This is a genomic window from Pseudochrobactrum sp. sp1633 (assembly GCF_030376605.1).
In the GTDB taxonomy this organism is placed as follows: domain Bacteria; phylum Pseudomonadota; class Alphaproteobacteria; order Rhizobiales; family Rhizobiaceae; genus Pseudochrobactrum.
This window is the reverse complement of record NZ_JARRAE010000004.1, coordinates 1-14,795: the sequence shown is the minus strand read 5'-3', so window position 1 is coordinate 14,795 and position 14,795 is coordinate 1. Positions and strand designations below refer to the sequence as shown.

The window sequence follows — 14,795 nt, the reverse complement described above, 5'->3', positions numbered from 1 at the left end:
ATGATTGAAATACGCGATAGAATTAGAAAAATTATCGGAATAGCAGTCATGTCGCACAATATTCGTTCTAACTTTTCCCGTATTTTGCCAGGGTTTATGCTCTGCCTTTTAGTCAGTGCCGCAGCTTACGCGCTGGAACATATCGAGGCACAGTTATTCGGGCGGGCATGGCTGGAATCGATCGTGCTGGCCATTTTGCTCGGCGCGGCAGTGCGCTCGCTGTTCAGCCTGTCCGGCCGTTACACCAGCGGTATTCAGTTTTCATCCAAGATGATTCTGGAGATCGCCATTGTGCTGCTCGGCGCGTCCATCAGCGCAGAAGCGGTAATGCAGGCAGGGCCTGCTTTGATCGGCGGTATTGCCGGTGTTGTACTGCTATCAATCGGTATCAGCTATTCAATCGGACGGATGATGCGTCTATCCCATCGCATGTCGGTACTGGTTGCCTGTGGCAACTCGATCTGCGGTAATTCGGCAATTGCTGCCACAGCGCCGGTGATCGGCGCCAATGGCGATGACGTGGCCTCGTCCATTGCTTTTACAGCCGTTCTGGGCGTTGTTGTAGTACTGTGCCTGCCTTTGCTGGTACCGCTTTTGAATATGTCTGCCACGCAATATGGCGTTCTGGCAGGTCTCACCGTTTATGCGGTGCCGCAGGTATTGGCTGCAACTGCGCCGGTTGCAGCGCTGAGCGTGCAGATCGGTACGCTGGTCAAGCTGGTGCGTGTGTTGATGCTGGGGCCTGTGATTGTGACAATCGGCATTATTGGTGCGCAGTCTGGCGGAACACGGCCTAAATTATCACAGATGGTGCCGTGGTTTATCATTGGCTTCTTAGGGATGATGGCGCTTCGCAGCCTGTCTCTGGTTCCGCAAGCGGCTCTGATGCCTTTGCATGAAGCGAGCACGGCGCTGACAGTGATTGCTATGGCTGGTCTGGGGCTGGGTGTGGATGTACGTACGGTGGTCAAAGCCGGCGGCCGCGTTACGCTGACCGCCGTCTTCTCATTGCTGGCGTTGGGTGCGATCAGCCTGTCTCTGATCGCTGTATTGGGTATCGCCTGATATTTTATCAAAGCTGTTTGCGGTAACGGCGAATGAAATACCACAGACCGGCAACCGCCATAATCACCATGATGATGGCAACGGCAATCTGAACAGGGCCGTTGCCGGATGCCATAGCTGTGATGCCGGTGATAACACCGCTGAGTGGCGCAAGTGTTTCGGGCTTCTTGAGGATCGCCGGTATCGAGAGTTTTGTTTCGCGTGTCTGGGTCTGTTTCGGCTTCTTTGTCTGTCCGGAGAACTCACCGGATGAGGCAGAGGATTTAACAAGAGACAACGAGCGGTTGCGTACACGTTTGACACGGGCAGCCCATCCCTTGCCGAATGTTTTATAGACTGTCAGGGTCTGCAACCATGCCTGCCGCATATCGCAAAGACTGTTTATGACATTTGCTGTATCGCGGAGATGAATGGCACTCAGTGTCTGATCGCCGATAATACCATCCTGTGCTGTGCCTGCAATTTTTTGCAGCGCTTTTGCAGCACGGGCAGGGCCGGAATTAATAGCGAAGTCAAACACTGCATAGTCTAAGCCGGCAGGCAGCGCATCACCGGCGATTTTGTCCCAATAATTTTTCTTATAAATATCGGCTGCGGTCTTCTGGCTGAGATTGCGGATATCGGCGGCTGATGCCTTTGTTCCCATCCATGTGGATAAGGTGGCCTGAGTAATCCCCATATTGGTGTGGCCACCCGGATCTGCCGGATGATTAACATATCCTCCCTCTTCTTCGAAGACATATGGCAAGACGTTTAAAAATGTCCCTTTTGCCATGGTGTTTCCTTTCGTTGAAATAAATTAATTAAAATCAATGTATGTAATGTAAAAATACTGCATTGCGCTAAGTATATTATCTCAAATTAATGTATATGTGAAATTATTTATTTGTATTTATTTGTTTGTATTATTTAATATTATTAATATTGCTATTGTTGTGTTGTGTTTAAATCAATAAAAAACTCCCGCCGGATTGCTCCGGCGGGAGTTTTCATACTTTGTATTGAATGAGGCTCAGATCGCAGGGATAAAGCCTTATCCGCAATACTTAGTTGTTTTCGGACTTCTTCATTGCTGCTGCAAGAATGTCGCCGAGCGATGCGCCGCTGTCTGCGGAACCGTACTGAGCAACTGCTTCTTTTTCTTCAGCAATTTCGAGAGCCTTGATGGAAACCTGCAGCTTGCGGGTTTTCTTGTCGAAGGAGATGACGCGTGCGTCAAACTTCTGGCCGACAGAGAAACGCTCTGGGCGCTGTTCGTCACGGTCACGGGACAGATCTGAACGCTTGATGAAGGTTTCGATATCGTGGTCAACCAGCTTCACTTCCAGACCACCATCGGTAACAGCAGTAACTTCACAAGCTACAACTGCGTTCTTGCGCAGGTCGCCGGAAGAAGCTGCTTCACCAACGCTGTCGCCGGTCAGCTGCTTGATGCCAAGGGAGATACGTTCTTTTTCGATGTCTACATCGAGAACGACTGCCTTAACAACGTCGCCTTTGTTGAACTCTTCGATAACCTGTTCGCCCGGACGGTTCCAGTCGAGATCCGACAGGTGAACCATGCCGTCTACATCGCCGTCGAGACCAATGAACAGGCCGAATTCGGTCTTGTTCTTGACTTCGCCTTCAACAACGCTGTTGGCTGGGTATTTCTGAGCAAAGGTTGTCCAAGGATTGTCGAGGGTCTGCTTGAGACCGAGCGAAATACGGCGCTTGACCGGATCCACTTCGAGCACAACAACTTCGACTTCCTGAGAGGTCGACAGGATTTTGCCTGGGTGTACGTTCTTCTTTGTCCATGACATTTCGGAAACGTGGATCAGACCTTCGATACCTGGTTCGATTTCAACAAATGCACCGTAATCGGTGATGTTGGTTACGTTACCAGTGATCTTCTTGCCAACCGGATATTTCGCACCGATGCCATCCCAAGGATCATTTTCCAGCTGCTTCATGCCCAGGGAAATACGATGTGTATCCTGGTTGATGCGGATGATCTGAACCTTAACCTGCTGACCGATAGTCAGGATTTCGGAAGGATGGTTTACACGGCGCCATGCCATGTCGGTAACGTGCAGCAGGCCGTCGATGCCGCCGAGGTCAACGAACGCACCGTAATCGGTGATGTTCTTAACAACGCCGTCAACAACCTGACCTTCTTCAAGGTTCTGAACGATTTCAGAACGCTGTTCCGCACGGGATTCTTCCAGAACGGTACGGCGGGACACAACGATGTTGCCGCGACGCTTGTCCATTTTCAGGATTTCAAACGGCTGCGGGTTGTGCATCAGAGGGGTCACGTCGCGGATTGGACGAATGTCAACCTGTGAACGTGGCAGGAACGCAACGGCACCATCGAGATCAACGGTGAAACCACCCTTAACCTGATTGAAGATAACGCCGTCAACGCGTTCACCTTTGCCGAATTTCTCTTCGAGGCGAACCCAGCTTTCTTCGCGGCGAGCTTTTTCGCGCGACAGAACAGCTTCGCCAAGCGCGTTTTCGATACGCTCAACGTAAACTTCTACTTCGTCGCCCGGCTTCATCGAGCCGTCTTTGCCCTTAGCGCCGAATTCCTTCAGCGGCACGCGGCCTTCAACTTTGAGACCTGCATCGATGATTGCCATGTCTTTTTCGATGGCAACAATACGGCCCTTAACAACATAACCTTCTGCAAGGTCATTATTGGCGAAGGACTCAGCCAGCAGAGCTTCAAAATCTTCGCGTGTCGGGTTAAAATCTGACATGTAGACTCCTGATGTATCCGTGAAATTCACAAGATACGGCGCCGGGGGTTGGTGTTACGAGAAAGTCTGAAGACAAGCCGTTCTTAAAAAGAACAATCCGGCGCGTGGCCTGAAAACAGACGATTTTTATATAAAAGACGCACAATCTGACAATTTTTCTGAAATTCAGATCATTTTTTCTGAACTTCAGACCAATGTCAGTCGCGCAATGCAGCATCTATCAGCTTTTTAGCCTCAAGAAATGCCGCTTCTATATCCATTTTACTGGTATCGATCAAGTGCGCATCGCTCGCAGGCTTTAATGGCGAAGTGGTGCGGTTCATGTCGCGCTCATCACGGCGCTTCAGATCGTCCAGAACGGCATTATAATCTGCATTTGCATTTTTTGCACGCATTTCATTATAGCGGCGCTCTGCACGCACTTCCACCGAGGCAGTGATGTAGAGTTTCACCGGCGCGTCGGGACAGACAACTGTGCCGATATCACGACCGTCCAGCACTGTGCCGGGCAGGTTGACGGCAAACTTACGCTGGGCTTCCACCAAAGCGCTGCGCACCTCTGGCATGACTGCAACTTTGGAGGCCGCTTCACCAATCTCGTGAGCGGAAAGCACAGTGCGATCCAGCCCTTTCAGATCAAGTGTCTGCGCAATCCGGGCTGCAATGACCTCATCATCGAGCGGTAAACCCTGATCAATCAGGGTTTTAGCCACCGCACGATAGGTGAGGCCGGTATCTAGATGGTGAAAACCATAATGAGCGGCAAGATTGCGGGCCAGCGTTCCTTTTCCGGATGCCGCAGGCCCATCAATGGCGATGATGAAAGCTTGTGTTCGCATCGCGATCATTTGGCCTTAGCCATTTTGATGTCCGCACCCAAGCCGCGCATCAGATCCATGAATTCAGGGAAGCTGGTTGCAATCATGGTCGCGTCATCAACGGTCACAGGCTTTTCAGAAGCAAGACCCAACACAAGGAAACTCATGGCAATGCGGTGATCGAGATGAGTAGCAACAGTGCCGCCGCCAAAACCCTTGCCGGACGGATTGCCGCGCACGCTCAGGCTCATTTCACCTTCCGTGCAATCCACACCATTGGCTTCAAGGCCACGGGCAACCGCTGCAAGACGGTCTGATTCTTTGACGCGCAACTCATCCAGCCCGTCCATAATGGTTTCACCTTCCGCAAAAGCGGCGGCAATGGCCAGAACCGGATATTCATCAATCATCGAAGGGGCACGATCAACAGGCACTGTAATGCCGGTGAGTTTCGACGAGCGCACACGCAGGTCGGCAACATCTTCACCACCGGCAAGACGCGGATCGAGAATGTCGATCTCTGCACCCATTTCCTGCAAGGTGGTAATCAGGCCTGTGCGGGTCGGGTTCATCAGCACATTGCGTATGATAAGGTCTGAACCCTCAGTAATCAGTGCAGCAACCAGCGGGAAAGCGGTTGAGGACGGATCACCCGGCACATCAATGGTCTGGCCGGTGAGTTTGCCCTGACCAACAATGTGAATATGACGTACACCGTCTTTGTCGGTTTCAACGCTCAAATCCGCGCCAAAGCCCTGTAGCATCTTTTCCGTGTGATCACGGGTCATCACCGGTTCGATCACGGTGGTTACGCCCGGCGTGTTGAGACCGGCGAGCAGCACAGCGGACTTAACCTGCGCTGAAGCCATTGGTACACGGTAGCGTATCGGATTGGCTGTGCGGGGCCCGTGCAATGTTAGGGGCAGGCGATCGCCTTCCGCGGCTTCAACCTGTACGCCCATTTCGCGCAGCGGATTGAGCACGCGCGCCATCGGGCGCGAGGTAAGGGATGCATCGCCTAAGAATGAGGTTTTCATGTCATAGGTGCCAACGAGCCCCATGGTCAGGCGCACACCAGTACCGGCATTGCCGAAATCCAGCGGCGTTTCTGATTCCAGGAGGCAACCATTGCCGGTGCCGTTGATAATCCAGATGTCACCGTCTTTGCGGATTTGCGCACCCATAGCCTGCATGGCTTTGCCGGTGGCCAGAATATCTTCGCCTTCCAGCAGGCCGGAAATACGGGTTTCACCCGATGCAAGGCCGCCGAACATGAAGGAACGGTGAGAAATCGATTTATCGCCCGGAATACGGATGTCGCCCTTCAGGTCGCGTGAGCGACGGGAGGTTGCAGGTTTGGAAACTTGAGAGTGAGACATAGAGTTACAGTCAGTTTATGCTGCCGTTTTTTAAGCTTTAAGCGCGTTTCAGACAGCGCGGTCAATCGAGGTGGCCAAGGTCTAGCATAGGTTTAACCGCAGGTCATCCCGCAATGTGACCGGTATAATTTATCCTTTGATCGGGGCGAAAGCCGGTTGCTGTCAGTCCGGTCAGGAGTTTTGACTGGCGCAAGCAGCAGGGCTGATGACAAAAATAAACTGGCGTTTTTGGGTCACGGGGGCTGGCAAAGAGCGACGATTTAGCAAAACATGTGTCTTTGGCTTTGACAAAGTCATCAAATTCCGTTTATGCACCAAAAAACACCGAAAAGGCGTTCCGGCTATATCTTCTGTTTCAGGAGATGCGCGGATGCCGCAGCCGGCACAACTCATGAGGCTTGACGTGGCAAATTCTGAACTTGGCACTAAACGTATTGATCCGGAAACGGGCAAAAAATTCTATGATCTGAATAAGGATCCGATTGTTTCTCCTTATACAGGTAAATCCTATCCGCTGTCTTATTTCCAAACGAGCGTTGATACCCGCGCAGTGGAAGAAGAAGAGACAGAAACTGAAGAAGTGGATGTAGCACTGGATGCACCTGAATTCGTATCTCTGGAAGATGCGGATGATGAGGCAAAGGGTGATGACATTCCTGATCTGGATGATGATGACGATGTGGATCTCGGCGATGACGATGATCCGTTCCTCACCACTGACGATGAAGACGAAGATGACGATGATATGTCCGGTCTTCTCGGCGGCGGCGGCGGCGTTGGCGACGACGACGAAAGCTGATCAGCGATCTTTCAGGTAACTGAAATGAAATGCCCTGCACTGATTCCGGTGCAGGGCATTTTTTATGCATATGCGGTTCAGGGAAAGGCGTTTTCCTGTGGGTTTCATAAATAATACGGATATCTTTGAAAGAGTTTGATTTTTGCTCTTGATCTTCCGCAAAAGGCAATTTATGTAGCCGTCACGAAGAGATTATACATCTGCTTCGTACCACCGGAACCGACGCTCAGGTCGGACATGTTTTCAAAACATGATCGGGTAATGGGGCCATAGCTCAGCTGGGAGAGCGCTTGCATGGCATGCAAGAGGTCAGCGGTTCGATCCCGCTTGGCTCCACCAAAAAATCATTGCCAGTATTTTTGTTATTTTTCAATGACTTGAAAAAGTAACTCTGACTGATTTTCCATATTCCGACCAATCGTTCCGACCAAGTTATGACAGATTCTGTTTGAAGTCGCTAGTTTCCTTTATGTGACGCTGAACGGCAGGGAGTGATTCTATTGGAGTCCGTTAAAGTTTATTGGACGTTTGGCCGTTTGTTATCGCCGATCCGGTAACGAATTGAGGTTTTGGATGTTGGCCACTTTTTGGAACTCATTAAGATAATCTTGATGATTATCTAAAAGCCAGCGTACGACACGGTTATTAGAAAGTAGTTTGGTGACATAACCCTGCGCTAGCGTCAGGTGAAGATTATCAACGCCGTAGGTGTCTTCTACTGATTTTACTTGAGTTTGTAGAGCTGCAAGTTCTCGTTCCATGCGCGCTATATGTTGGCTTGATGGATTGGAAGAGGATGCATTTTTCTTTTTTTGATTAGGAGAGAGTTGGCTTTCCGGTGTGGCTGCGCGGATGGCTTGTGCAAACATGACCGTAAAATTATTCTGACCAATCATGAGATCAGCAGCTTCAATTTGACGAACCGCACACATTTGACGGAGGATGTCAAACACTCTCATTGAGCATGGAGTATTTTTAAGCATTTCTGCTGCTTCGGGACTGATACCATCTAATAGACGAAAGCGTCGTAATACGGTTTCTACACGGAAGCCTAGCATAATGGCTATATCTGATGGGGATACACCGCGATCAATAGCCCGCACAATCATTCGATGTTCCTGAATGGGAGGTAGCCTGCTAATACGTTTATTATAGGTGTAGGTATCATCTTCAGTTGCGATTAGGCATTCGACTTCCGTAATACCAAGCTCTTTCAGGGCTTCCAATCGTAGGTGACCATCAAGTAAAAAATACTTTTGGTTGTCTTGAGTGTCAGGAACCACAACAGGTGCCTCTACCAGCCCAATCACTTTAATTGAGCTAAGAATTTGGTCAAATTTTTTACTTTCTTTGGTTTCTTTAGATAGCGTTTTCAGTGAAACAATCGAAGAGACAGGTATCGTTAACAAATCACGATCAAAGGCTAATTCAATGCGAGAAGCGTTGGTACCCTCGGAGGTGCGTATATTATTCATCACGATCTCCTGATATCCGTGCTGCAAGGAAACGAGGCATGGTTTCAAGGCCTTCGGCTTGTAATAGCTTGATGAAACCATCATTTGTGAGTAAATCTTTAATTGCTTCGATAATGAAGAGAAGGCGAGTTTGAGTGAAATTTGATTTTTTAACTAAAATACGCTGTTTTTCTACTTCACGCTGGTAGGTCTGCATGAGATCATTAGCTGTTATTTTGCGGCTAGTTACTTTTTTAACATGCGGTTGAGAAAAAGGTGTTTTACTACGATTTCGCATACGAATATCCAGCATACGCCGGACAGCTGCAAGTTTTTTACCTCGCAACTGACCGCTCTCATAGGCGTCAAGTAATAGATTTTGAGTCTCTTCAGTTTCTGCATGGGATATTTCCATCGCAAGTGTGATTGGAATAAGACCGGTTTCTACGGCAGCTACAAGGCGCTCTTCTCCACGCTTTAGTAACATAACGATCATGTTCACCCATGATGAAGTTACTCCAATTTTTTTCGCTATGATGGTTTCGCTATAGCCACGCATATGCAATGCACCTATTTCTTGTATCAGATCGATAGGCCGATGCATTCGCCGCGCTATATTTTCTGCCAGACTCATCATGAGGCATTTATTTTCGTTGGCTTCAAATACAACAGCTGGAATTTCAGTTTGACCAAGAATTTGAAAGGCCTCTATTCGCCCTTCACCACATACTAAATCGTATCTGGGACCATTGGGTCCATCTTCACGGCTCACGGTAATAGGGCGCTTTAAACCGATCATTTCAATATTATTTACGATTTCTCTATGTTGTCGCTTGTTGCGCGCACGGGGATTTAAAATTCTAATCCGAGAAATAGGGATCATTTCTATTCGGTTGGAGCGAATACCAGTCATGATGCGATCTCCGATATTGGAACCCGAACAGCCAGTGTGTACAAATAATTCAGATCATCAAACCTGTAAGCGTCTAGATTGAAGTCATTATCTTCTGATAATTTCAATCTTTGAGAGAGCACATCGATACTGGGGAATAGATAGTAATCAAAAGGTATTTGGTTAGTCTTATCCATGCGCACTACAACTGTAATGTCGGGGATGAGTGAGGTATCAAAATGAATTTTCCAACGTAAGTGGCCAGTAAACGTTGGGATACAGCGGGCAATCACTAACGACAGGCTAAATTCATCGTTTATAATTAATTGATCAGTTTTTTGATCTCGATGAACATCACAGCTAATCGCGTGCAAGTTATTAAGAATTTGATCGAGTATTTCGGGGTGAAGCTTTCGGAGGGTGCGATTGACTTCGATATAACAGTAGTCACGAGTGGGTGTGTAACCAACGAGGCTGTAGGCTTGTATTAGACTGCCAAACCGTGAACTATAAGCACTGCTAGAAGGTAAATCATTGCATTCATTAATGATGATGCCTGATAGCATGCCTTTTTGATAGTAGAGCTGTTTTAACAGGTAAAGCATGTTCTCATCACTCATGTGGTAAGAACGTGCATTAATGATGGTTTTAGCCGCTTCAAAAAGGTCGCGCTCTATGATCGCTTCAAATACATTTTGTACCCTGATCCACATGTCTGGGGGATTGCGAACATGTCTCTTCTTCAGCTTGAATGATCGACGATACCATACATTGTTGCCAATATATTTTTCATTGATGAGAAGTTCATGAACCGTGCCTCTAGTCCAAGGCCGCTTTAAATCAGTAAGAATCCCTCTTTCATTGAGGTTAAGGGCAATCTGATGCTCATTTTTCCCTTGAATAACGAAAGCCTTGTATATTTCTCGTACTAAATTCACCTCATCTGGTGGGCCGAGAGTTAAGATTACACGATCTGTTTGAATGCTTTTTTGCATTCCGCGTTCTAACGTGCCTTTTAATGTGCCATTCTCATCAATTAACGTTCGGCGAAGACCAAAGCCAGCGGCACCTCCTTGTCGAAGACCTTTTCGGGCAAGGTTTTTCATACCCGCAGTGACTTTAACTGATAGATCACGACTGTACTCGCCAGCCATAGCGCGTTTAAGATTTTTTATGATGGTTGAAATAGGACTGTCATCATTTGAAAACTGTTCCGCGCAATAGTGGACTGAGATGCCTGCGCGTTTACATATATACTCATAGTATGCGCTTTCATCGGCATCCTGAAACCTTCCCCAACGGCTGACATCGTATACGAGAATGATTGTAAAATCAGTGTTTTCAGACTGCACATCTTCTATGAGTTGCTGCAGCGCGTCTCGATTATCAATTTTAAGACCACTTTTCCCCGCATCTTTGTAAGTGCGTACTAATTCTATTCCATGCGCGTTTGCATAAACACGAATTGCTTCCGACTGATTTTCTGTCGAATATTTTTGATGATCTGTAGACATGCGGACATATTCTGCAGCTCTGATTTGAACTGCTGGTCGCTTGGGTTCATTGCCTGCATAGTCATTTGAGCTAATCAAGGTTCAAACACTTTCCTGTCTGTATGATGCACTCATTTTGGATAATCAGAACTTGTTACACAGCGAAGATATTCTAACAGATTAGACAGAGGCGAATATAACAGAGGAGGACATGAAAAATGTTGCCGCAGAAGGGTAAGAAAATACCGATCTGGAAAGGTGTACTCATTGGGCACAAAATCTATGCTCAGACGATTTCGGATTTATTGCATAAGGAATACGGTGGTAGTGGCCGTGCAATTAAACAGTTGATGCTTCAAACTCATGCAACTGAAAGAACGGTCAAGCACTGGTTGTCAGCACAAAATGGACCTAATGCTGTTTTCTTGCTTCGTTTGATCGTATCGTCATCTATCATTAGAGCATTTGTTTTGGGTTTAATTGATAGCCCTTTATCTAAATCATGGGCCGCGACGATAGACCGTTATTCTATAGCTGCTGCCAGAGAAGCATATTCGATTGGGGAGGGAAATTCAGCAGAATCTAAGTTTAGCTATGATGAAAGTGACCCTATAAATGGCCTTATTCATGCCCCTAAAAATGTCCCTGATATTAAAGAATTGAATGAAAGACAGCATTGGTTCATGGCACGAGTTGCAAGTGGGAAAAGATGCGGTGCTAAAGAAATCATGATGATTTGGCAGGTTAGTTTAAAAACCGCTCGTAGAGATATAGGCAGTTTGCGGGAGGCCAGACTGTTGGAATATGTCGGGTCGTGTCGAAATGGGCGATATAGAATTACTCGTAAGTAAACTAAACTATTTCTAAATTTGTGATTAAACCACAATTCTGGCATTTCGATCCGTATTTCAGCTGGACTTTATGTATGTGGATGCAGACCTTCAAATAATGACGGAGAGAGCGGGATTCTTTTGATTGGATAAAACTTTATAAGTATTTGATATTTACGTACTAAATGAAATGATGAATTGTGTTTTTGTGCCAAATTTTGTACCAAAATATTGTTGTGCATCATGATTAAGTTGATACGTACATGTGGTTATAGAATGGTTGTCCAATATCATGACGATAAGCAACAAGATCACCGCCTTTGCCTGCACTGTAATCGACGCAAATGACATTGGATGATAATGGTCTCGGCTTACCCGTTAACCAGTAATGACCAATGAAAAGTAGGGTGTCTTCATTGTAGCGATACGCATCAAGGTTTGGGATTGTATCCTTTGGCAGGGTTTGGGTTATAGCTTCTGGCAACAACGCAAGGGATGCATAATCATTGGCTGTGCTGTCCCACCATTTCACGCGTACGGATTGGCGTTCATGACCATCTGCATCTTGAAATTTAACGCCCTTTGGAAGAGTGAGTTCCAGTCCTTTTAACAGCAGTTCAGTCGCTTCAAAAGCTGTACTACCTTTTTTGGCGCTCTCAACGATCCCTGTCTCTGTCAAACAGTTGTCGTTGGTTAAATATGGCCTCAGTTGCTTTTGTTTCTGCACGTTCCAGCAGGCGTGAACGATACGGATATCTTCAATTTCAAGCCAGAGAGGGAGTGTTTTGAAGAACGAGATAAGTTCATCATACAGCACAGCATCGTGCTGGACCCCATTTAGAAATGCAGCATGTTGCTGAAAGTTCTTTTTACCAGTGTCCCCCAAATGGGTGCGTAAATAGTCGTTGGGTTGATGTGGATTTGGAGTGGCATAGCAAATGGCGTTGTATTCGTGATTACCCATTACAGCTAATGCAGAGCCGCTCTCAATCATAGCTTTGGCTGTCAGGACAGTATCAAGTTGCTGAGGTCCACGATCAATGAAATCACCAAGGAAAATCACCTTTCTTTCGGAATGGGTGTATCCATTGGAATTGTTGTTTTTTGTATACCCTAATTTATTTAATAGCTTATGAAGCTTTTCGCTGTTTCCATGGATGTCTCCAATTATATCGAACCCTATGATTGGCATTTATTTCTTTCTTATTTTAGTAATGCATATCGATATCATGTAATTAATCATAATGTGCATAGGTAATATATGGTTTTGTAGTTTTTTAAATAATTTATTCTGTGGTGGTTGATTTAAATTGTCCTCATTTTAGTATATTCGGATGTATATTTTGAAAATATTATTAAAATGGAGTGGAGGTGAGTATTGCGATTCTTAGCGGATGGCCCATCAATTCCTGATGAACTTCTCTGGGCCAGAGATCAGGGGCGCGTAATTTTCTTCTGCGGGGCAGGGGTATCAAGAGCGCGCGCGAAGCTCCCGGATTTCTTTGGGCTGGCTCGTCAGGTTGTTTCTAGACTTGGGGTTGATAAGAACAGCCCAGCATATAAGCTTATCCAAGAAGCGCAAGAAATTGACCGACGAGTTGGCATTCCAGGAGTTATATCGGCGGACCGAGTATTTGGACTTTTGGAGAGGGAGTTTACCTCGCGTGACATTGAAGAGGCTGTGGCCACGGCGTTGAAGCCACCCTCGCAGTGCGATCTCAGTGCACATAAAATTCTGCTCGATTTATCAACCACTCCTCAAGGGGCTGTTCAACTAGTCACGACAAATTTTGACAGATTGTTCGAGGATTGTGGGCGTAATCTAAAAGCATGGCAACCACCGAGGTTGCCCGACCCTATGCGGCCAAACGAAATTAATGGTGTCGTGTATCTACATGGCCGATCAACGTCGACTTATAGTGGCGCTGAAGGAGACGGATTTGTTCTTTCAAGCTCTGAATTTGGACGGGCGTATTTATCTGGCGGTTGGGCAACAGCATTCATTCGAGAAATACTTGGCAAGTATGTTGTCGTATTTGTTGGTTATACTGCCGATGATCCACCTGTTCAGTATCTTCTTGAAGCTCTGCGCAGGGCATCGGGGAAGCTCGAAAACGCTTACGCATTTCAATCTGGGAACCATGACGACGCTGCTGCACGATGGCGGTACAAGGGTGTTGAGGCTATCCCATATAGTCCCGACAATGAACACGCCGCATTATGGCAATCTCTTGGAGCTTGGGCAGAGCGTGCATGCGATCCTGATGCCTGGTATGCAAAAGTTATTAATTTATCCAAGAATGGACCGGCAGTTATTCAGCCCCATGAGAGGGGGCAGGTTGCACATGTTGTTTCAACTTATGAAGGCGTGAAGAAATTTTGCGTCGGTGAGGTTCTTCCATCTGCTGAATGGCTTTGCGTGTTCGATAAGAACCGCCGATTTGCGAAGCCGGGCCGCTCAGGTTTAATTGGCCATAAAGGACCCTATATTGACCCGTTCGATCTATATGGTCTCGATTCCGATACCTTGCCTAATAAAGCTGATCCGGAAGATCATTATGCTAAGCGCGAGGTACCACCCAATGCGTGGGATGCCTTCGAACTTAATCGCCTTGATCGATCACCAATTCGCGATGATAATCTTCCGGCACTTCGTGGGTATTGGGCTAACCATTCGCCACGTCTTGTTCCGCGTATAGGTCAGTTGGGAATGTGGTTGGCAAAGGTCTGCGATCAACCTGCCGCTGTCTGGTGGGCTGCTCATCAGTTTTCACTTCATCAGAGTATTCAAGCACATATTGCACGAGAGTTGGGGCATAGTAATCGACCAATCGATCAGAATATTCGTAATGCTTGGAGATTGCTTTTTGAGTCATGGAATTATGCTGAAGATTTTCATATGGATTGGTATGCTTTGCAGGCTGTCATTGAAGCGGATGGGTGGAGTAGCGCTGTCGTTCGACGGCTTGGGGAAGTGCTGCGCCCTCGCTTTTCTGCAGAGCCGAATTTATGGGCTGGACCCAAGCCGCCTGACCCGGAGGCTGACAAAGTGGATGTCAACCGATTGCTACGTATGGATGTCAAATATCCTGAAAGTCATGAGGTAATTATCGTTCCTGATGAGTGGTGTGCAGCTGTAGTAAATATTTTGCGATGGAATCTTGAGCATGCGGTTGCACTAGAGCGTGAAATTGGTGGATATGGTCTTTATAATATTAGCCCTATAGTTCAGGATCAAATTGAGGGAGCGGAATATCTTCGAACGCATGGCCTTTCCGCTATGGTTATTCAATTTTCTGAACTTTTTTCTCAATTAGT

General features: G+C 47.0%; 12 protein-coding genes and 1 tRNA gene. 5 read left to right on the top strand and 8 right to left on the bottom strand.

Annotated elements, in window-relative coordinates:
• Positions 1 to 48: 48 nt before the first annotated feature.
• Positions 49 to 1,065, top strand: coding sequence for a YeiH family protein (locus P8H26_RS05475; protein WP_289631878.1), 1,017 nt, complete (start codon positions 49 to 51; stop codon positions 1,063 to 1,065).
• A 7-nt stretch (positions 1,066 to 1,072) separates the two neighbouring features.
• Here the strand turns inward: P8H26_RS05475 and P8H26_RS05470 are convergent, their stop codons facing one another.
• The 4 genes from P8H26_RS05470 to aroA all read right to left on the bottom strand — a co-directional run bounded on the left by P8H26_RS05470 (position 1,073) and on the right by aroA (position 6,009).
• Positions 1,073 to 1,840, bottom strand: a complete 768-nt coding sequence (locus P8H26_RS05470) for a glycoside hydrolase family 108 protein (protein WP_289631877.1) — start codon at positions 1,838 to 1,840, stop codon at positions 1,073 to 1,075.
• A 271-nt stretch (positions 1,841 to 2,111) separates the two neighbouring features.
• Entirely contained in the window at positions 2,112 to 3,812 is a 1,701-nt protein-coding gene (gene rpsA, locus P8H26_RS05465; protein ID WP_289631876.1) for a 30S ribosomal protein S1, read from the bottom strand.
• A 197-nt stretch (positions 3,813 to 4,009) separates the two neighbouring features.
• Positions 4,010 to 4,651, bottom strand: a complete 642-nt coding sequence (cmk, locus tag P8H26_RS05460) for a (d)CMP kinase (RefSeq protein WP_289632180.1) — start codon at positions 4,649 to 4,651, stop codon at positions 4,010 to 4,012.
• A gap of 5 nt (positions 4,652 to 4,656) precedes the next feature.
• Positions 4,657 to 6,009, bottom strand: a complete 1,353-nt coding sequence (gene aroA / locus P8H26_RS05455) for a 3-phosphoshikimate 1-carboxyvinyltransferase (protein WP_289631875.1) — start codon at positions 6,007 to 6,009, stop codon at positions 4,657 to 4,659.
• Between the two features lie 403 nt (positions 6,010 to 6,412).
• On the opposite strand from aroA, the gene P8H26_RS05450 reads away from it, so the two are divergent.
• On the top strand, positions 6,413 to 6,808 hold the full coding sequence (locus P8H26_RS05450) for a TIGR02300 family protein (RefSeq protein WP_289631874.1): 396 nt from the start codon (positions 6,413 to 6,415) through the stop codon (positions 6,806 to 6,808).
• A 263-nt stretch (positions 6,809 to 7,071) separates the two neighbouring features.
• Positions 7,072 to 7,147 (top strand) — tRNA-Ala (locus P8H26_RS05445).
• 200 nt (positions 7,148 to 7,347) lie between these two features.
• Here the strand turns inward: P8H26_RS05445 and P8H26_RS05440 are convergent.
• Genes P8H26_RS05440 through P8H26_RS05430 form a run of 3 tightly spaced genes read right to left on the bottom strand, consistent with a single transcriptional unit; the run spans position 7,348 to position 10,746 of the window.
• Positions 7,348 to 8,283, bottom strand: coding sequence for a plasmid partitioning protein RepB C-terminal domain-containing protein (locus P8H26_RS05440; RefSeq protein WP_289631872.1), 936 nt, complete (start codon positions 8,281 to 8,283; stop codon positions 7,348 to 7,350).
• Positions 8,276 to 9,175, bottom strand: a complete 900-nt coding sequence (locus tag P8H26_RS05435) for a plasmid partitioning protein RepB C-terminal domain-containing protein (protein WP_289631870.1) — start codon at positions 9,173 to 9,175, stop codon at positions 8,276 to 8,278. Before P8H26_RS05435 ends, P8H26_RS05440 begins: the two co-directional genes overlap by 8 nt.
• A complete protein-coding gene (locus P8H26_RS05430; RefSeq protein WP_374708234.1) occupies positions 9,172 to 10,746 on the bottom strand; it encodes a recombinase family protein in 1,575 nt (524 codons plus the stop codon). The genes P8H26_RS05435 and P8H26_RS05430 overlap by 4 nt, the downstream gene beginning before the upstream one ends.
• Positions 10,747 to 10,865: 119 nt before the next feature.
• On the opposite strand from P8H26_RS05430, the gene P8H26_RS05425 reads away from it, so the two are divergent.
• Positions 10,866 to 11,498 carry a hypothetical protein gene (locus P8H26_RS05425; RefSeq protein ID WP_289631869.1) on the top strand — a complete coding sequence of 211 codons (633 nt, stop codon included), beginning with the start codon at positions 10,866 to 10,868 and terminating at the stop codon, positions 11,496 to 11,498.
• 226 nt (positions 11,499 to 11,724) lie between these two features.
• Here P8H26_RS05425 and P8H26_RS05420 read toward each other — a convergent pair whose 3' ends face one another.
• Complete coding sequence (locus P8H26_RS05420; RefSeq protein WP_289631868.1) at positions 11,725 to 12,669, bottom strand: metallophosphoesterase; 945 nt, start codon at positions 12,667 to 12,669, stop codon at positions 11,725 to 11,727.
• Positions 12,670 to 12,855: 186 nt separating this feature from the next.
• Here P8H26_RS05420 and P8H26_RS05415 point away from each other — a divergent pair.
• A partial coding sequence (locus P8H26_RS05415; protein WP_289631867.1) for an SIR2 family protein occupies positions 12,856 to 14,795 on the top strand: 1,940 nt, incomplete at its 3' end.

What these genes read in the sequence shown, in the direction of transcription:
- P8H26_RS05475 (WP_289631878.1), top strand. Translation starts at nt 49, where the DNA reads ATGTCGCACAATATTCGTTCTAACTTTTCCCGTATTTTGCCAGGGTTT.
- P8H26_RS05470 (WP_289631877.1), bottom strand. Translation starts at nt 1,840, where the DNA reads ATGGCAAAAGGGACATTTTTAAACGTCTTGCCATATGTCTTCGAAGAA.
- rpsA (WP_289631876.1), bottom strand. Translation starts at nt 3,812, where the DNA reads ATGTCAGATTTTAACCCGACACGCGAAGATTTTGAAGCTCTGCTGGCT.
- cmk (WP_289632180.1), bottom strand. Translation starts at nt 4,651, where the DNA reads ATGCGAACACAAGCTTTCATCATCGCCATTGATGGGCCTGCGGCATCC.
- aroA (WP_289631875.1), bottom strand. Translation starts at nt 6,009, where the DNA reads ATGTCTCACTCTCAAGTTTCCAAACCTGCAACCTCCCGTCGCTCACGC.
- P8H26_RS05440 (WP_289631872.1), bottom strand. Translation starts at nt 8,283, where the DNA reads ATGAATAATATACGCACCTCCGAGGGTACCAACGCTTCTCGCATTGAA.
- P8H26_RS05435 (WP_289631870.1), bottom strand. Translation starts at nt 9,175, where the DNA reads ATGACTGGTATTCGCTCCAACCGAATAGAAATGATCCCTATTTCTCGG.
- P8H26_RS05425 (WP_289631869.1), top strand. Translation starts at nt 10,866, where the DNA reads ATGTTGCCGCAGAAGGGTAAGAAAATACCGATCTGGAAAGGTGTACTC.
- P8H26_RS05420 (WP_289631868.1), bottom strand. Translation starts at nt 12,669, where the DNA reads ATGCCAATCATAGGGTTCGATATAATTGGAGACATCCATGGAAACAGC.